The organism is Ramlibacter sp. GS1-15 (assembly GCF_057785015.1).
This window is the reverse complement of the sequence record NZ_JBYNTU010000001.1, coordinates 710,167-727,193: the sequence shown is the minus strand read 5'-3', so window position 1 is coordinate 727,193 and position 17,027 is coordinate 710,167. Positions and strand designations below refer to the sequence as shown.

Here is a 17,027-nt window from a genome sequence, read left to right as displayed (position 1 = left end):
AGCAGTACACGCAGGAACAGGGAGAAACGACGTGCCCGAACTCGAGGTTGGCCCCCAGTGGCCCGCGTTGCAAGGCGCAAGGTTGGGCTTTGACCTCGTGCATGTGAGCGGCATCGCCGAATCGATCCGCCTGTTCGGCCGGCGTTTCACCGACCGGCTGTTCACGTCCCAGGAACTCGACTACGCCCTTTCGGGCGCGGGCCAATGCGCCGAACGCCTGGCCGCGCGCTTCGCTGCGAAGGAAGCAGTCATCAAGGCCCTGGGGCTGTCGGAGGCCGGCGTGGGCTGGCGCGACATCGAGGTCGTCAAGCACAGCGACGGCAGCTGCGCCGTGGCGCTGCATGGTCCGGCGCGCCGAACTGCCAACCGGATGGGCGTGCGCGAGATCCTACTGAGCCTGAGCCACGACGGCGATTGCGCCGGCGCGGTGGTGCACGTCCTGCTCGACCCAGAGGAGAAGAAACCCCATGAACACCGCCACTGACATCGAGTTCGAACCACGCATCCGACGGGTGCTGCGCGAGCACGGGCGCCTGAACAAGGACGTCGATCACCTCGCGCCCGACACGGACCTGTATCAATCGGGCATGACCTCGCACGCCAGCGTCAACGTGATGCTCGCGCTGGAAGGCGCGTTCGACGTCGAATTCCCGGACCACATGCTCAAGCGCAGCGTGTTCGCCAGCATCGGGGCGATCCAGCAGGCGTTGATGGAACTGACCGCGGGCTGAGCGGATGGAGGCGATCCGGCGCCAGCTGCCCCAGGCCCAATGGTCGCTCGGCGACGCGGACCCGGTCGCCATGGCCGGGCCGATGACGGCCGCTGCGGCGCTGCGTGCGGCGGGCCGCTGGAGCCTCGACGGGCCGAAGCGCGATTTCGACGACGAGTCGTGGGTGTTCCGCGCACGTTTCGATGCCGCCGATGGCGCGCAAGTGCTCGGCCTGGACGGCATCGCCACGATCGCGGAGGTCTCGCTCAACGGCGAGCGGATCCTGGCGAGCACGAACATGTTCGCCCGACACCGCGTGGACGTCACCCGGCTGCTGCGCGCGCGGAACAACGAGTTGCTGGTGCGCTGCGCCCCGCTGAATGCGCAGCTGAAGGGCAAGCGCCCTCGCCCCCGCTGGCGCGCTCCCATGGTTGCGCACCAGCAGCTGCGCTGGTGGCGCACGACGCTTCTCGGCCGCACGCCGGGCTGGTCCTTGCCCGCAGCGCCCGTCGGCTTGTGGCGCGACGTGTGGCTCGGCCCGCGCGAGGCGCCGGCGCTCGATGCGCTGTGGCTGCACGCGCGTGTCGAAGGCGGCGACGGTGTCGTGCAGTGCCGCATCGATGATCCACTGCTTGCAGACGCGCAGCTTCGGCTCAGCCGCGACGGACGTGAATGGTCGCTGCGCCTGTCCGAGGCTGAACTGCGCATTCCCGGCGCCGCTCTGTGGTGGCCGCACACGCACGGCGAGCCGGCGCTCTATGAAGCGCGGCTGCGCATCGGCTCGCGGGAGATCGAATTGCCGCCGCTGGGGTTCAGAACCATCGAAGCCGATACGTCGGATGGCGGCTTCGCGATCCGCGTCAACGGCGAGCCGGTGTTCTGCCGCGGCGCGGTGTGGACGCCGCTCGACGGCGTGAGCCTGCGCGCGAGTACCGGCTCATACATCAAGGCCCTGGCGCAGGTGCGCGAAGCCGGCATGAACATGTTGCGCGTCGCCGGCACGACGGTGTACGAGGAAGATGCGTTCTACGAAGCCTGCGACCGCGCGGGCGTGCTGGTCTGGCAGGACTTCATGTTCGCCAACATGGACTACCCCTCGGACGACGAAGCATTCGCGCCGTCCGTGGACACGGAGGTGCGGCAGCAATTGCAGCGCCTGCACGCGCATCCCTGCCTGGCGGTGCTCTGCGGCAACAGCGAGGCGGAACAGCAGGCCGCCATGTGGGGCGCGCCGCGCGAGGCCTGGCGGCAACCGCTTTTCCACCGGACATTGCCGCGCCTGTGCGAAGAACTCGCCCCCGGCATTCCGTATTGGCCTTCGAGCGCCCACGGCGGGGCCTTGCCGCAGCAGCCGGACACGGGCACCACCTCGTACTATGGTGTCGGCGCGTACCTGCGGTCGATCGAGGACGCACGCCTGTCGAACCTGAAATTCGCCACCGAATGCCTCGCGTTCGCCAACGTGCCGGGCGAGTCCACCGTGGCCCGCATGCCGCCGGGCGCCCTCGCATGGAAGGAACGCACGCCGCGCGATCTCGGCGCCTCGTGGGACTTCGAGGACGTGCGCGACCATTACCTCGAGCGCCTGTACGGTGTCGATGCGCGCGAGCTGCGGCGCGGCGACAGGGAGCGCTATCTCGCTCTTTCGCGTGCGGTCACGGGTGAGGTGATGGTGCGCGCCTTCAGCGAATGGCGCCGCCCGGGCTCCGCATGCCGCGGCGCGCTGGTACTGATGTTGCGCGACTTCTGGCCCGGCGCGGGCTGGGGGCTGCTCGACGACCAGGGCGCACCGAAACCCTGCTGGCACGCGCTGAAGCGCGTTCTTCAACCCGTGACGGTGCTGCTCACCGACGAGGGCATGAACGGCCTGTACGCGCACGTGCTGAACGAAACCGCGCAGGCCCGACGCCTGAAGCTGCAATTGCGCGCCTGGCGCGACGGCGACGTGCTGGTCGCGAACGCCGCCCGCGAGCTCGACGTGGCGGCACGCAGCGGCACCACGGTTCCTTGCGCCGACCTGCTCGATCACTTCATGGACCTCAACGGAAGCCATCGCTTCGGCCCGCCGCCCTGCCACGTCGTGTCCTGCACGTTGCTCGATGAAACAGGCGCGGCGCTGGCGCAAGCGCGACACTACGCGCCCGGACACCTCCCGCTGGAGTCAGCATGAACGGCCGGCCGGTCCTCTTTCATTGCGGCGCGGGCGCCTGCGTCGGGTGGTTCCATGCGGGCGCGTCGCCTCGGCGGCGCGTCGCCGTCGTGATGTGCCGCCCGATGGGCTACGAGGCCCTGTGTTCCTACCGCACTTACACGCAACTGGCCGAGACGCTCTCGGCCGCCGGCTTCGACGTGCTGCGCTTCGACTACCAGGGCACGGGCGACTCGAGCGGCGGCGACGCCGATCCGCAGCGGGTGGACGCGTGGCTGGCCAGCATTCGCGCCGCCATCGACAAGGCCTGCCGGCTCGCCGGGACCACGCAGGTCGCGCTGTTCGGCATGCGCTTCGGCGCGACGCTGGCCGTCCGGGCGGCGCTGGATCGCGGCGGCATCGGTGCGCTCATGTTATGGGCGCCCTGCCCCAGCGGGCGGGCGTTCGCGCGCGAGATGCGCGCGGCGGAACTCGCGCGCGGCGTCGCATCGACCGCCCCGGGCCTGGAAGCCCTCGGCACGCACTTCACGCCCGAGACGCTGGATGCGATGCGCGCGCTCGACGCGACGAAGATCGAGGCCGCGCCGGCGCGCGATGTCCTGATCATCGGCCGCGACGACCTGCCCGACCAGGGACCGCTGCCCGAACGCTTCCGCACGCTCGGCGCTGAAGTGACCTTCACCGTCTGGCCGGGCTATGCCGGCATGATGGCCGAGCCGCACGAAGCGGTGCTCGCGCCCGAGACACTGGCGTCGATCACGCAATGGCTGTGCGCGCGCCATCCCGACCTTCACCCCGATCCGGCACCGCCGTGGTCGCCGGCGATGCCGGGGCCGCTTGCCGCCGGGCCGGTGATCGAGACGCCGGTCGCGTTCGGCAACGACGGCGGGCTCTTCGGCATCCTTTCGGAACCCAGCGCCGGCGCAGCGCCCGTGCGCACGCAGACGGCCGTGCTGATGCTCAACGTGGGCGGCAACTACCGCATCGGCCCCAACCGCAATTACGTGAAGGCCGCGCGCGAGCTCGCATCCGCCGGCTACTGCAGCCTGCGTTTCGACGTGTCCGGGATCGGCGACAGCCGCACCGAAGCCGGCTTCTCGAGCGACAGCATGTACCGCGACTGGGCTGTCGTCGACGTGAGCGCGGCCATCGACATGCTCGCCGCGCGCGGCTGCCGGCGCTTCTTCCTCATGGGCATCTGCTCGGGCTCGTACCTCGCGTTCCAGACCGCGCTGAAGGACCCGCGCGTGAGCGGCATCATGCTGATGAACAGCCGCCTGCTCGAGTGGAATGCGCAGAAGAGCGGGCCATGGCAGATGGCCATGCAGCAGTACTACAAGTCCACGCGCTACTACCGCCAGGCCCTGCTGCGCTCCGAGCTGTACGCGCGGCTGCTGCGCGGCGACGTCAACGTGCGCGGCATCGCCGGGCGGATGTGGGACCTGGCGCGCGCGCGGCTGGCGCGCACATGGGACCGCTGGGTGCGCCGCGGTCCGCCGCAGGAAGGTGTGCTGGCGAAGTTCAGGCACCTGGCGAGCCGCGGCGTGGAGACGCTGGTGGTCATGTCGGAGCACGACGACGCGCTCGACTATGTGGAGTTCCACCTGGGCGTGGGCGGCAGCCGAATGCAGGGCCACAAGGGCTTCCGGTACGTGCTCATTCCGAATGCGGACCACACGTTCTCGACCGTGGCGAGCCAGCGCGCACTTCTCGATGTGCTCCGGGACCACCTGCAGCGCCGGCACGAGCGCGGCGAAGCAGCACGGAAGAGCAACACTACCCGAGCGACCCGTGGGGAGACTGCCCCCATCGCATGATGGGTGCTTCCGTTTCCACACAAGGACAACCCATGGCCAATACAAAAATCGCCGTCGTCGTCGGCAGCCTTCGCAACGACTCGATCAACCGCAAGCTCGCGCTGGCGCTGGCAGCGCTGGGCCCCAAGGACTTCAGCTTCGAGCATGTGCGCATCGACGACCTGCCGCTGTACAACCAGGACCACGAGAAGAACCCGGCCGAGACCGTGAAGCGACTGAAAAGCGAGATCAGCGCCGCCCAGGGCGTGCTCTTCGTGACGCCGGAATACAACCGCTCGATTCCCGGCGTGCTGAAGAACGCCATCGACCATGCCTCGCGCCCCTACGGCCAGAGCGCCTGGGCCGGCAAGCCCGTGGGCGTCATCGGCTGCTCGGGCGGCCAGGTCGGCACGGCGCTGGCGCAGCAGCACCTGCGCAACATCTGCGCTTACCTCGACATGCCCGCGCTCGGCCAGCCCGAAGCCTTCATCCAGTTCAAGGAAGGACTGGTGGACGAGAAGGGCCACATCACCGTCGATGCGACGAAGCAGTTCCTGCAGAAGTGGATGGACGCCTACGTGGCGTGGGTGAGGAAGCACGCGCCGGCGCGCTGATCACGGCACCGCCGCTCAACGCCTCGCCACGTCGATGGCGCGTTGAATGTCGGCGCTCGACGTGAAGTCCCGCAGTTTGCTGATCGACAGGCTGGGAAAGTTGTCTCGCTCGCAGGTGACTGCGACGAACGGCGTCCCGGCCGACTGGGCCGCCTCCCAGTCGCCGACGGAATCTCCGAAAAATACGGGCAGGACTGATGGGGACTTTGCGCTAACGATGGCTAGCGCTTCGCTCTTCGGCGTGGACGCACCGAAGACGGCATCGAAGCATGGAAGCAGGCCGCGCGTTTGCAGTTGCTGGTGAACCTCGCTGTCGGGCGCCGACGAACTCAGGGAAAAGCTGTATCCGGCGCTCCGGACAAACTCTCCCACACCGGGAACCAGCGGCGCCGAAAGGAGAGCGTCTTCGAGCTGGTCCGAATACCGCGACAGGTAGTGCGGCAATTCATCCTCCGGCCGGGAATGTCCCAGGAAGGTCCCCAAAATGTGCGCGATCTTCAGGTCGCGCCGGACGCCACCGTTGGAGAGGATGTAATCGCTGATCCGGCGCTTCAGGCGATCGTCCACGTCGAATAGCGACAGCATGGCCGCATGCTTGATGCCGTTGGTCTGCAGCACCACGCCATCGAGATCGAGGACGATGGGGGAACAGTCAGACAGAATGGCGTAGCTCCACCAGTTGGCCCGGCTCTTTCAGCAACCGCGACGGCTTAGCCGAGCGTAGCTCCTCTTCCGAGCCGTGGCCCCAGAGCACACCAATGGCACCGAGGCCGTTGGTGCTGGCTGCTTCCACATCGACAGCGCGGTCACCGATCATCAACGCCGCCTTCGAGACGGCGCCTTGCGCCAGCAGCGCGGCGAGCTGCTGCTTCTTGTGCACGCCGATCTCGCCGCCGCTCAGGAAGGCGAAGTGGTGCCGCAGGCCGAACATCCGGAGGATCGACTCGGCGAAGTCGACGCGTTTGGACGTGCACAGCCCGAAGCGGACGCCCGCCTTCGACAGCGCATCGAGCGCCTCGGGGATGCCCGGATACAGCACGTTTTCCGAATACCCCACGTCAGCGTAGCGCTCGCGGTACTTCGCCACCAGCGCCGCGATGTGCTCGGCCGAGGAGGTGCCGGTGAGCGCCCGGAACGACTGGTCCAGCGGCGGGCCGATGAACGGCGAGACCTGGTCCAGCGGGACCGGTGCGTAGCCGAAGTGCTCCAGCGCGTAGTTGATCGAGCGGCCGATGCCGACGGCCGGGTCGCTGATCGTGCCGTCGAGGTCGAAGACCAGGTGCGCGCGCTCGCTCACGCCGACTTCTTCTGCCCCAGCTTCGATTCCTTGCCGGCGACCAGGCGCGAGATGTTCTCGCGGTGGCGCCACGCGAGCAGCAGGGCCATCACGAACAGCGCGGTAGCGATGCGGGCGTCGGCATACCACGCCACGCGGTCGGCGAGCAGGTAGTACACCGGCGCGAACGCGGCGCTCACCAGCGAGGCGAGCGAGGAGTAGCGGAAGAAGAACGCGATGATGATCCACGTCGCGCCGGTGCCCAGGCCCAGGATCCAGTGGATGCCGAACACCACGCCGATGAAGGTCGCGACGCCCTTGCCGCCCTTGAATTTGAAGAAAACCGGATACAGGTGGCCGAGGAAGGCCGCCACGCCCACCGCCGCGACGGTGCCGTCGTCCAGGCCGTAGGGCTGGCCGAACAGGCGGACCAGCAGCACCGGCACGAAGCCCTTCAAGCCATCCAGCAGCAGCGTGACGATCGCAGCGGCCTTGCTGCCCGAGCGCAGGACGTTGGTCGCGCCGGGGTTCTTGCTGCCGAAGGTGCGCGGATCGGCCAGGCCCATCGCGCGGCTGACGATCACCGCGAAGGAGAGCGAGCCCACCAGGTAGGCCGCGAGGGTCGCGCCGATCGCATACACGTAATCCATGTCGTCTCCTCCTTGGCCTATTCTGCCAGCGCGCAGTTCACCGGCTTCGCGCCCAGCAGCTTCACGCACACCTGCGGCTCGATGCCCACGAGGTAGCCGCGCCGGCCGCCGTTGATCAGGATCTTCGGCAGCGCGAGGATCGTCTCCTCGATGTACACCGGCATCTGCTTGCGCGTGCCGAAGGGCGAGGTGCCGCCGACCAGGTAGCCGCTGTGGCGGTTCGCGACTTCCGGCTTGCAAGGCTCCACCGATTTCGCGCCGATCTGCCGCGCGAGGTTCTTGGTCGAGACCTTGCGGTTGCCGTGCATCAGCACGACGAGCGGACGCGCCTTCTCGTCTTCCATGACGAGCGTCTTCACCACCGCGAACGGATCCCAGCCCAGGACTTCCGCGCTGTGCTGCGCGCCGCCGTGTTCGAGGTACTCGTACGGGTGCTCGGTGAAGGCGACCCCATGGGCCTTGAGCATCGCCGTCGCCGGCGTTTCGCTGACGTGCTCCTTCTTCGCCATCAGACGGCCGGGTCGCGCATCTCCCAGCGGATCTTGTCGATTTCCGCCAGGAGCTCGGGCGACAGCTGCGTGCCCCAGGCGGCCAGGTCTTCGTCGAGCTGCGCCAGCGAGGTGACACCGATGATCGTGCTGGCCACCTGCCACTTCGTGTAGCACCACGCCAGCGCCATCTTCGTGGGCGTCAGGCCGTTCGCGCGCGCGAGCGCGTTGTAGCGGCGCGCCGCCGCCAGCGCCTCGGGCCGGCCCCAGCGCTGCTTGCGCACGGACTCGAACTTGCCGATGCGCGCGTTGCGCGGTGTGTTCGGGCCGTCGGTGCCGCTCTCGTCGTACTTGCCGGTGAGCAGGCCGAATGCGAGCGGCGAATAGGCCAGCAGCGACACGCCCAGGCGATGCATGGTCTCGTCCAGCCCGTTCTCCAGCGAGCGGTTCACCAGGCAAAAGGCGTTCTGCACGGTCGCCACGCGCGGCAGCTGGTGCTGCTCCGCCAGCCGCACGAACTCGTGCACGCCGTAGGGCGTTTCGTTCGACAGGCCGATGTGGCGCACCTTGCCCTGCTTCACCAGCTGACCCAGGGCCTCGAGCTGCTCGTGGATCGAGGTCTGCGACCGCTCCTTCGCCGGGTCGTAATACATCGCGCCGAACATGGGCACGTTGCGCTCGGGCCAGTGGATCTGGTAGAGGTCGATGACGTCGGTCTTCAGCTGCCTCAGGGACTTCTCGCAGGAGTTGAAGATGTCCTGCGCCGTCATGCCCTCGCCTGCGCGCACCCACGGCATGCCGCGCGACGGACCGGCGACCTTGGTCGCCAGCACGACCTTCTGGCGCATGCCGGGGTTCTTCTGCAGCCAGTTGCCGATGATGGTCTCCGTCGCGCCGAAGGTCTCCTTGCGCGCCGGCACGGCGTACATCTCCGCCGTGTCGATGAAGTTCACGCCGCGCTCGACGGCGCGCGACAGGATGGCGTGCGCGGTGGCTTCATCCACCTGCTCGCCGAAGGTCATGGTGCCGAGGCAGATGGGGGTGACCTTGAGGTCGCTTTGTCCGAGGGTGATCGTTTGCATGGGTCGATCTTATCCACGCTTCCTGGCCAGGATCTTCTCGATCTCGTCCATGATCGAGTTCATCCGCGCGACGATCGCCTGGTACGGCGCAGGCGTGGCGAGGTCCACGCCGGCCTTCTTCACCAGCTCGTAGGGATAGTCGGAGCTGCCCGATTTCAGCAGCGTGGTGTACCTCTCCAGCGCGCCGGGCTCGTTGGCGAGCACCCGCTGCGCGAGCAGCGAACTCGCCGCGATCGAGGTGGCGTACTGGTACACGTAGAAGTTGTAATAGAAGTGGGGAATGAAGGCCCACTCGATGCAGTACGGATCGTCCACCTTCAGCACGCCTTGCGCGTCGCCGTGGTAGCGCTTGAGGATCTCGCAATAGGTCTTGCTGAACGCCTCGCCCGTGAGCGCCTCGCCGGCATCGACGCGCTTGTGCACGTTGCGCTCGAACTCCGCGAACATCGCCTGGCGGAAAAACGTGCCGCGCAGGCCTTCCAGCGCGGATCCCAGGTAGAACAGGCGCTCCTCGTCGGTCTTCGCGACCTTGAGCATGTGGTCCAGCAGCAGCTCCTCGTTGAAGGTCGACGCGATCTCCGCGATGAAGGTCGCGTAGTCCGACGTGACGAAGGGCTGGTGCCTGTTGCTCAGGTACGAGTGCATCGCGTGGCCCCACTCGTGGGCGATGGTCGTGAAGGACTCGTAGTCGTCGTTGTAGTTGATCAGCAGGTACGGATGCACGTCGTACGCCGATCCGGCCATGTGCCCGCCCGACTGCTTGCCCTTGCGCGGGTACACGTCCATCCAGCGCTCGTCGAAGCCCTTGCGCATCGCGGCGACGTAGTCCGGCCCGAGCGGTGCCACGGACGCGAGCGTCTCGCGCCGCGCCACGTCGATCGGGAACTTGATGGCCGATTGCACCAGCGGCGGGTAGATGTCGTAGTAGCGCATCTCCTGCACGCCCAGCATCTTCGCGCGCAGCTTGAAATACCGATGCAAGGTGGGCAGGTTCGCGTTGGTCTGCGCGATCAGCGTGTCCATGATGGCCACCGGCAGGCGGTTGTGGTCCAGCGATGCGCTGATCGAATCGGGATACTTGCGCACCTTCGCGAAGGTCATGTCCTCCTTCAGCTTGGCGTACAGCATGATGCCGAAGGAGCGCTCGTAGGTCTTGAGCGAGGCCATGAAGGTGTCCATGGCCAGCTTGCGGTCGGCGCGGTTCGTCGCCTGGCGGTACTTCTCGTAGCCGGGCTGGTCGATGACGGCCTCCTCGCCGCTCGCGAACTTCACCTTGGGCCACGGCAGGTCGGAATTGGTGAGCGTCGTGTGGACGTTGTAGCCCGTGCCGCCGATCAGGCCGAAGCTCGCGACCAGTTCCTCGCCCTTCCTGTCCAGCGTGTGCTGCGCCGTGCGCAGCACGTCGTCCAGCGGGTGGGCGTAGATGCGCAGCGACGCGTCCTTGGCGAGGAAGGCATCGATGCGCTTGCGCCCGATCTTCAGCAGCTCGGGCGCCACGAAGGACTCGGCCTCGCCGAGCTTCGTGCCCAGCAGTTCGGCGCGCTGCTGCAACTCCAGGTTGGCCGCCGCGCCCGTGTCGTCGGAGAACTTCTCTCCGGCGTAGGTGGACAGGCGCGCCATGCGCTTGTCCATGTCGGCGCGTAGTTGAATGCATTGCTTGAAGCGCGCGCCGCTGTCGCCCAGGTGGCCCGCACACTTGGCGAAATCGGCCATCTGCTTGTCCAGCTTCGCGGCATCCGCGTTCCACGCCTCGGCGGAGGCGTAGATGTCGGCCAGGTTCCAGGTGTCCTTCACATCGACCGTCTGCGCGTGGGTCGTGCAGAGCGTCAGCGCGGCGATCGCCGCGGCCAGGTGGTTTCCTTTTCTCACGGGTTCTCTCCTCGGGCTTTTTCTTCCTCGCGCAGCCGCAGCACGCGGCGTTGCACTTTCCCCGTCGTCGTCATCGGCAAGGCGTCGATGAACTCGATCTCCTTGGGGTATTCGTAGGGCGCGAGCTTACCCTTGACGTGCAGCTGCAGTTCCGCGACCAGCTTGTCGCTGGCCTGCGCGCCGGGGGCGAGCACCACGAAGGCCTTCACCAGCGCGCCGCGCTCCTTGTCGGGCTTCGGCACGACGGCGGCATTGGCCACCGCCGGATGCTTCACCAGGCAGTTCTCGATCTCGCTCGGGCCGATGCGGTAGCCCGCGGCCTTGAAGACGTCGTCGGCGCGGCCCTGGTACCAGAGATAGCCGTCCGCGTCGCGCGTGGCGAGGTCGCCGGTGCGGCACCAGTCGCCCGTGTACTTGCGGCGGGTGGCGTCCTCGTTCTTCCAGTAGCCGAGGAAGAAGATCGGGTCGGGGTCGCCGTGCACGTCGTAGCGGTTCACGGCGACATCGCCCGGCACGCCGTCGGCGCATTCGTTGCCGTCGTCGTCGATCACCGCGACACGATGGCCCGGGTACGGCCGGCCCATGCTGCCGGGTCGTGCCGGCCAGTACTTCGCGCAATTGCCGACGACGTAGTTGATCTCGGTCTGCCCGAACATCTCGTTGACGGTCACGTCTAGGTGATCGCGGCAATACGCGAACACCGCGTCGCCCACGGCTTCGCCCGCACTCATGAGGCCTTGCAGCTTCAGCTCGAAGCGCTTCTTCGGCTCGGGAAAGGCCTTCATCATGGCCTTCAGCGCCGTGGGGAAGAGGAAGCTGTGCGTCACGCCGTGCTCCTGCATCAGCGTGAACGCGAGTTCGGGCGAGAAGCGGCCGTTCCAGGCGACGATGGGGCGTCCGAAATACAGGGAAGGCAACAGCGCGTCCATCAGGCCACCGGTCCAGGCCCAGTCCGCCGGCGACCAGAACACGGCGTCGCTCGACTCATTCTTTTTCCCGTCGAAGCCGAACCAGTTCTGGCTGCAGACGAACCCGGGCAGGTTGCCGATCAGCGCGCGGTGCGGGATCAGCGCGCCCTTGGGCGGGCCGGTGGTGCCGCTGGTGTAGATCAGCACCGCGCCCTCGTCGGCCTTCGTGCGTACGCTCGTGAACTCCGGGCTTTGTCGCGCCGTCATCCGTGCGTAGTGCACATCGGCCTGCTCGGCGGCGGCGCCCACGCCGATCACCTGCCGCAGCGCGGGGCACGCGGCGCGCACCTCCTGGATCGCTGCGAACGAGTTCTCGTCGCAGATCGCGATGGTGGCGTCGCTGTTCTGCAAGCGGTATTCGAGCGCCTCGGGCCCGAACAGGATCGACAGCGGCATGGCCACCGCCCCCATCTGGAATACCGCCATGTAGGCGACGGCGGTCTCGAAGCGCTGCGGCATCACGATCGCGACGCGATCGCCGCGCTGCACGCCGCAGGAGGCGAGCACGTTCGACAGGCCGTTGGCCATCAGCTGCAGCTCGGCGAAGGTGAGCGTGCCCCACGCTTCCTCCGCGCCGTGCGCGCGGATCGCGACGCGCGTGTCCGCATCGGGCCGGCGCGCCCAGCGCCCGCAGCACACCTGCGCGATGTTGAACTCCTCGGGCACTTGCCAGCGGAAGTTCGCATGCATCGCGGCGTAGTTGTCGCTGCGTTGACTGACGGCCATGGGCGTGCTCCTTATGATCCGTCGAATGTACCAACCGAAGAAAGCCGCGCGCAGCGAGTTTGTCCGCATCCGCGGCCTGAAGTACCACGTGCTGCAGTGGGGCGAGCCCGCCCCGGGCAAGGTGCCGCTGGTGATGGTGCACGGCTGGATGGACGTCGCCGCCTCCTGGCAGTTCGTCGTCGATGCCTTCGAGGGCGACCCGTGGGTGATCGCCCCCGACTGGCGCGGCTACGGCCTCACCGAATCGCCGCACGCCGACAACTACTGGTTCCCGGATTACCTCGCCGATCTCGATTTCCTGCTCGATCACTATTCGCCCGGGTCGCCCGTGAACCTGGTGGGCCACAGCATGGGCGGCAACGTCGCGATGCTGTATTCGGGCTCGCGGCCCGAGCGCGTGCGGCGCCTGGTCAATCTCGAGGGCTACGGCATGCCCGCGACGAGTCCATCGATGGCGCCCAAGCGCTATGCAAAGTGGATGGGCGAGCTGAAAGCGCTGCATCGCGGCGAGTTGGCGCTGAAGACCTACGATTCTGCGGCCGGCGTGGCGCAGCGCCTGATGAAGACCAACCGGCGGCTGACCCAGGACAAGGCCGACTGGCTGAGCCTGCACTGGGCGAAGCCCGACGCCAGTGCCCAATGGCGCATCCTGGGCGATGCGGCGCACAAGATCACCAACGCGCAGCTCTACCGTGTGGACGAGGTGTTGGAAATCTACAAGTCCATCAGCGCGGCTACGCTGCACATCGACGCCAGCGACGACAGCCTGGCGCAGTGGTGGCAAGGCAGGTACACGCTGGCCGAATACCACGAACGTTTACGATCTGTTCCCGATTACCGCACCGCCCGGGTGCAGGATGCCGGGCACATGCTCCACCACGACCAGCCCGGGCAGGTGGCCCAGCTCATCGAGCGCTTCGTGGCCTGACGCCAGTGCGGCGCGCCGAAAGCGCGAAAAATTACCGCTGGGCTGGCCTGCTCGACGTAAGACGCACGGAGGCCTTGAAGTAGGAGCCGTCCTACCGCACACTGAGGTCACGCTTTGTGATCGAGGTGACGAATGCGTCGTGGTTGTTGGGGTTTATTGCTGGCTTTCCTGCTGTTGCCGTTCTCGGCGATGGCGGATGAACTCGACCAGGGTCTGCAGACCCTGTGGGAAGTGCTGTGGCACCAGAGCGGCACGCCCACGCGCATCGTGCGCTGGGAAAACGACATGCGCGTGCGCTTCACGGGCGTGAACGTCGCCGCGCACCGCGACCACATGATGGACGCGCTGCGCACCGTCTCGGGCGAAGCGCACGTCAAGCTCACCGACGTCACGGGTACCGTGGACGAGCAGACCGCGAATGTCACCGTCGAGATCCTTCCCGACACGGCGCTGGAAGACAACCAGCCCTGCGTCACCTTCCTGGACTTCAAGACCGAAACGAAGATCGACACCGCGTCCGTGCAGATGCGCGACCACGACGCGTGGCGCTGCGCGTTCCACGAGTCCATGCACGTGATGGGCGTGCGCGGCCACCCGGCCGGCCAGACGGTACTGAGCTACTTCCCCTGGAAGATCGACGGCCTGCTGCCGCTGGACCGCGTGATGCTGCGCGCCTGGTACAACCCGCGCATGCAGGGGGGCATGACGCCCTTCGAAGCGCTGCCTATCCTCGCGGACGAACTGGTCGCCACGGTGCCGCCGGCACAGCGCCAGGCGGCGATGAAGGCGCGCGACACCTTCTATGTCGACACCATCCGGCAGATGCACGCCTATGCCAACGGCACGGGCGACGTGCCCTCGATCGTGAAGCGCTCGGGCAAGTCCACGCCCGACGGCATCCGCTACGGCCGCGCGGAGATGAGCTACTTCCTGGGCATCGCCTATCTCGAAGGCGCGACGGTGCAGCGCGACGCCACCCAGGCCGTGCGCTGGCTGGAGCGCGCATCGGCGATGGGCAACCGCGGCGCGCAAGCGAAGCTGGGCGCGTTCAAGTAAGCCTTGTCACCCAGGCGCAAGCCGGAGGTCGTGAGCGGTGAGTCAGCTAGACTGGCTCATCCATTCCTTCCCACGACGCCCCGATGCTTTGCTCTGGCCGACTCTTCCTGCTACTGGCCCTATTTGGGCTGACAATTTTCGGTACGGCCGATGCCTACGCCGAAAGCAAGCGCGTTGTCGACCTGCGACTGGACACCTTCCAGACGGGTCTTCAAGCGATCGGCTGGTCCATGTGGGTCGACGACAACCACTTCATCGTCACCACTTTGGAAGAAGGTGCCGAAGAGCATGTCACCGGCACACCCTCGCGCGTAGCCTTGGTCGACTTCAAGAACAAGACTATCAAATACATCGCGCGGAATGCTGAGGTGATGAGCTATTCCTTCGATAGGAATGCCCGGTCTTTCTTCGTCGGTCACGTGCACCGCACAGAATTTCTGGACGCTCAGGGTCGCATGATCAAGAACGACCTGATCGAATACGAAGATCTTCGGGAACTTCGCATTCAGCCAGGCGGTGAAATCATTGAGGTCAAGCGCTATCCACCTGATTCGAGTCCGCGAAGCTCGATGGCTGATAAGCCAAAGGAACTGCAGCCTTCTTATCGATCGCTGGATGACGGAGCAGGCGGGTTTCTCTTCGAGAAGAGCAAGAACTCCTCCGTCATGAATTGGGTGCGCCGAGGGAAAGACGACGTCGAGGTTCGGATCCGTTGGGAGGAGATCGATGGAGGCGAATACCTGCCCTTTCTCGACAAATACCTTGTCGGGTGGTCGTGGAAATTAGACAAGCCACTACGCCTGCTGGCACAGGACGGAAAAATCGAGGAAGTTCCTTATCCAAAATTCATCGCCGAATACGGAATCGGTGATCGGGCACGCAATGGCTTCCAATATTCGAATTTGACTCTCACGCGTCGCGGGATCGTCGTTCGGCGGCAGCGCGAGAACGGAGTTCGACCGGCGATCTTTCTCTATCGCCAAGACCGGTTGTATAGGGTTGCAGCAGGAACCGAAAAGAAAGCTTCGACAGGCTCGCTTCCGCCTGCCGACGGGATTTGGTCGCAACAGCTCTCTCCCGACGGCTGCAAGATTGCGTACCAACAGCGCCGTGACGCTGACCGCGGCAAATACGACGCGCCGCGTTTTTTCGCGATCATCGACATGTGTTCCGAGGGAGTCACGCCGTCCCCCCACCAGCCGGCTACGCGAAGCGCTGAAGATTCAAAGAAGTTCGCAGTGGCGTCAAACCTCATGTACATGAAGGCGATGGTCGTAGGTTGTCCGCTTGATTCCAACATTTCGTTGGCGCTGGACATGGTCGCGATGAGGGTGTTTCCGACCTTGGGGCTTGATCCGGACGACGCGGATGATGCAGAAGACGAAGCAGGTGCCCGAGCGGCTCGCGCGTTGGCGAGCTCGAAAGCCAACTCGTGTCATGAAGCCCAGACCGCGGTTGAGGGTGCGGTCAAGCTGATGCTGAAGAGCCGCTAGAGCGTGAACTGACGCCAACGGGCCCGGCATTCGCTGCGGTGGCTACGTCGTGCGAAAATCCGCCCTTTCGAATCGGCAGAACAACATGGACGCAGAACGCATCAACCTGATCGGCACCCAACTGGCCGATCTCGCCTCCCGCACCCAGGCCCTTCGGGGGTATCTTTGACTTCGACGCCAAGTCGGAGCGCCTGAGAACGGTCAACGCCGCCCTGGAAGACCCGGCCGTCTGGAACGAGCCGAAGAAGGCCCAGGAACTCTCCAAGGAGAAGAAGCAGCTCGAAGGCATCGTGGTCACGCTCGATGACCTCACGCGCGAGCTGTCGGACAACCTCGAGCTCTACGACATGAGCAAGGAGGAAGGCGACCTGGCCGGCCTCGAAACCATCGAGACCGACACCGGCCGGCTGGCACGCCAGGTCGAAGGGCTCGAATTCCGCCGGATGTTCAACAACCCGGCCGACCCGCTCAACTGTTTCCTCGATATCCAGGCCGGCGCCGGCGGCACCGAGGCCTGCGACTGGGCGTCGATGCTGCTGCGGCAGTACCTGAAGTACGCCGAGCGCAAGGGCTTCAAGGCCAGCGTCGAGGACGAGACCCCCGGCGACGTGGCCGGCATCAAGAGCGCCACCATCAAGATCGAGGGTGACTACGCCTACGGCCTGCTGCGCACCGAGACCGGCGTGCACCGGCTCGTGCGCAAGTCGCCGTTCGACTCGGCGGGTGGTCGGCACACGAGCTTCGCCTCCGTGTTCACCTACCCCGAGATCGACGACTCGATCGAGATCGACATCAACCCGGCCGACGTGCGCGTGGACACTTATCGCGCCTCGGGCGCGGGTGGCCAGCACATCAACAAGACCGATTCGGCCGTGCGCCTGACCCACATGCCCACCGGCATCGTGGTGCAATGCCAGGACAGCCGCAGCCAGCACTCCAACCGCGACGTCGCGTGGCGGCGCCTGCGCTCGCGCCTGTACGACTTCGAGATGCGCAAGCGCATGGAAGAACAGCAGAAGCTGGAAGCGACCAAGACCGACGTGGGCTGGGGCCACCAGATCCGCAGCTATGTGCTGGACCAGAGCCGGATCAAGGACCTGCGCACGAACGTGGAAATCTCCAACACCCAGAAGGTGCTGGACGGCGACCTCGATGCGTTCATCGAGGCCTCGCTCAAACAGGGCGTATGACACAAGGCGTGTAAGCGCCGCGCACAAGGAGA

Annotated in this window: 16 protein-coding genes; 9 read left to right on the top strand and 7 right to left on the bottom strand. The window is 66.3% G+C overall.

Annotated features, from left to right (window positions below; all coding sequences use genetic code 11):
- Nucleotides 1-31: 31 nt before the first annotated feature.
- From AC3EF3_RS03580 to AC3EF3_RS03560, 5 genes are read left to right on the top strand one after another with little or no spacing between them, the layout of a single operon-like run.
- A complete protein-coding gene (locus AC3EF3_RS03580; RefSeq protein ID WP_488530783.1) occupies nt 32-484 on the top strand; it encodes a holo-ACP synthase in 453 nt (150 codons plus the stop codon).
- Complete coding sequence (locus AC3EF3_RS03575; RefSeq protein WP_488530782.1) at nt 468-731, top strand: acyl carrier protein; 264 nt, start codon at nt 468-470, stop codon at nt 729-731. The genes AC3EF3_RS03580 and AC3EF3_RS03575 overlap by 17 nt, the downstream gene beginning before the upstream one ends.
- A gap of 4 nt (nt 732-735) precedes the next feature.
- Nucleotides 736-2,880, top strand: a complete 2,145-nt coding sequence (locus AC3EF3_RS03570; protein ID WP_488530781.1) for a glycoside hydrolase family 2 protein — start codon at nt 736-738, stop codon at nt 2,878-2,880.
- Nucleotides 2,877-4,676, top strand: a complete 1,800-nt coding sequence (locus AC3EF3_RS03565; protein ID WP_488530780.1) for an alpha/beta fold hydrolase — start codon at nt 2,877-2,879, stop codon at nt 4,674-4,676. Before AC3EF3_RS03570 ends, AC3EF3_RS03565 begins: the two co-directional genes overlap by 4 nt.
- A gap of 32 nt (nt 4,677-4,708) precedes the next feature.
- Nucleotides 4,709-5,269: an NADPH-dependent FMN reductase gene (locus AC3EF3_RS03560; RefSeq protein WP_488530779.1), complete on the top strand. Its 561-nt coding sequence runs from the start codon at nt 4,709-4,711 to the stop codon at nt 5,267-5,269.
- 15 nt (nt 5,270-5,284) lie between these two features.
- On the opposite strand, the gene AC3EF3_RS03555 is transcribed toward AC3EF3_RS03560, so the two are convergent.
- The 7 genes from AC3EF3_RS03555 to AC3EF3_RS03525 are packed head-to-tail and all read right to left on the bottom strand — an operon-like array spanning nt 5,285 to nt 12,328.
- Nucleotides 5,285-5,911, bottom strand: a complete 627-nt coding sequence (locus AC3EF3_RS03555) for an HAD family hydrolase (protein ID WP_488533729.1) — start codon at nt 5,909-5,911, stop codon at nt 5,285-5,287.
- A 10-nt stretch (nt 5,912-5,921) separates the two neighbouring features.
- Nucleotides 5,922-6,566 (bottom strand): HAD family hydrolase, encoded by a 645-nt coding sequence (locus AC3EF3_RS03550; protein WP_488530778.1) that lies wholly within the window; start codon nt 6,564-6,566, stop codon nt 5,922-5,924.
- Nucleotides 6,563-7,195 carry a glycerol-3-phosphate 1-O-acyltransferase PlsY gene (gene plsY, locus AC3EF3_RS03545; RefSeq protein ID WP_488530777.1) on the bottom strand — a complete coding sequence of 211 codons (633 nt, stop codon included), beginning with the start codon at nt 7,193-7,195 and terminating at the stop codon, nt 6,563-6,565. The genes AC3EF3_RS03550 and plsY overlap by 4 nt, the downstream gene beginning before the upstream one ends.
- Before the next feature lie 17 nt (nt 7,196-7,212).
- Nucleotides 7,213-7,704, bottom strand: a complete 492-nt coding sequence (gene ybaK, locus AC3EF3_RS03540; RefSeq protein WP_488530776.1) for a Cys-tRNA(Pro) deacylase — start codon at nt 7,702-7,704, stop codon at nt 7,213-7,215.
- Nucleotides 7,704-8,765 carry an aldo/keto reductase gene (locus tag AC3EF3_RS03535; protein WP_488530775.1) on the bottom strand — a complete coding sequence of 354 codons (1,062 nt, stop codon included), beginning with the start codon at nt 8,763-8,765 and terminating at the stop codon, nt 7,704-7,706. The genes ybaK and AC3EF3_RS03535 overlap by 1 nt, the downstream gene beginning before the upstream one ends.
- A gap of 9 nt (nt 8,766-8,774) precedes the next feature.
- On the bottom strand, nt 8,775-10,634 hold the full coding sequence (gene pepF, locus AC3EF3_RS03530) for an oligoendopeptidase F (RefSeq protein ID WP_488530774.1): 1,860 nt from the start codon (nt 10,632-10,634) through the stop codon (nt 8,775-8,777).
- A complete protein-coding gene (locus AC3EF3_RS03525) occupies nt 10,631-12,328 on the bottom strand; it encodes an acetate--CoA ligase (RefSeq protein WP_488530773.1) in 1,698 nt (565 codons plus the stop codon). The genes pepF and AC3EF3_RS03525 overlap by 4 nt, the downstream gene beginning before the upstream one ends.
- Before the next feature lie 25 nt (nt 12,329-12,353).
- Between AC3EF3_RS03525 and AC3EF3_RS03520 the strand changes: the two genes are divergently transcribed.
- The 4 genes from AC3EF3_RS03520 (at nt 12,354) to prfB (ending at nt 16,995) form a co-directional block, all read left to right on the top strand.
- Nucleotides 12,354-13,256: an alpha/beta fold hydrolase gene (locus AC3EF3_RS03520; protein WP_488530772.1), complete on the top strand. Its 903-nt coding sequence runs from the start codon at nt 12,354-12,356 to the stop codon at nt 13,254-13,256.
- A gap of 189 nt (nt 13,257-13,445) precedes the next feature.
- The gene (locus AC3EF3_RS03515; RefSeq protein ID WP_488530771.1) at nt 13,446-14,312 is read left to right on the top strand and encodes a hypothetical protein; all 867 of its coding nucleotides are present in this window, start codon (nt 13,446-13,448) and stop codon (nt 14,310-14,312) included.
- Nucleotides 14,313-14,395: 83 nt separating this feature from the next.
- A complete protein-coding gene (locus AC3EF3_RS03510) occupies nt 14,396-15,805 on the top strand; it encodes a hypothetical protein (RefSeq protein WP_488530770.1) in 1,410 nt (469 codons plus the stop codon).
- Nucleotides 15,806-15,890: 85 nt separating this feature from the next.
- A protein-coding gene (prfB, locus tag AC3EF3_RS03505) for a peptide chain release factor 2 (protein WP_488530769.1) occupies nt 15,891-16,995 on the top strand; the annotation gives its coding sequence in 2 pieces (ribosomal slippage) (nt 15,891-15,971 and nt 15,973-16,995; 1,104 coding nt in all).
- The last annotated feature ends 32 nt before the right edge of the window (nt 16,996-17,027 follow it).

Bases quoted from the DNA above. Each gene is read 5' to 3' on its own strand.
- AC3EF3_RS03525 (WP_488530773.1), bottom strand. From the start codon at position 12,328: ATGGCCGTCAGTCAACGCAGCGACAACTACGCCGCGATGCATGCGAAC.
- AC3EF3_RS03565 (WP_488530780.1), top strand. From the start codon at position 2,877: ATGAACGGCCGGCCGGTCCTCTTTCATTGCGGCGCGGGCGCCTGCGTC.
- AC3EF3_RS03520 (WP_488530772.1), top strand. From the start codon at position 12,354: ATGTACCAACCGAAGAAAGCCGCGCGCAGCGAGTTTGTCCGCATCCGC.
- AC3EF3_RS03560 (WP_488530779.1), top strand. From the start codon at position 4,709: ATGGCCAATACAAAAATCGCCGTCGTCGTCGGCAGCCTTCGCAACGAC.
- AC3EF3_RS03535 (WP_488530775.1), bottom strand. From the start codon at position 8,765: ATGCAAACGATCACCCTCGGACAAAGCGACCTCAAGGTCACCCCCATC.
- plsY (WP_488530777.1), bottom strand. From the start codon at position 7,195: ATGGATTACGTGTATGCGATCGGCGCGACCCTCGCGGCCTACCTGGTG.
- AC3EF3_RS03510 (WP_488530770.1), top strand. From the start codon at position 14,396: ATGCTTTGCTCTGGCCGACTCTTCCTGCTACTGGCCCTATTTGGGCTG.
- AC3EF3_RS03575 (WP_488530782.1), top strand. From the start codon at position 468: ATGAACACCGCCACTGACATCGAGTTCGAACCACGCATCCGACGGGTG.
- AC3EF3_RS03570 (WP_488530781.1), top strand. From the start codon at position 736: ATGGAGGCGATCCGGCGCCAGCTGCCCCAGGCCCAATGGTCGCTCGGC.
- AC3EF3_RS03515 (WP_488530771.1), top strand. From the start codon at position 13,446: ATGGCGGATGAACTCGACCAGGGTCTGCAGACCCTGTGGGAAGTGCTG.
- ybaK (WP_488530776.1), bottom strand. From the start codon at position 7,704: ATGGCGAAGAAGGAGCACGTCAGCGAAACGCCGGCGACGGCGATGCTC.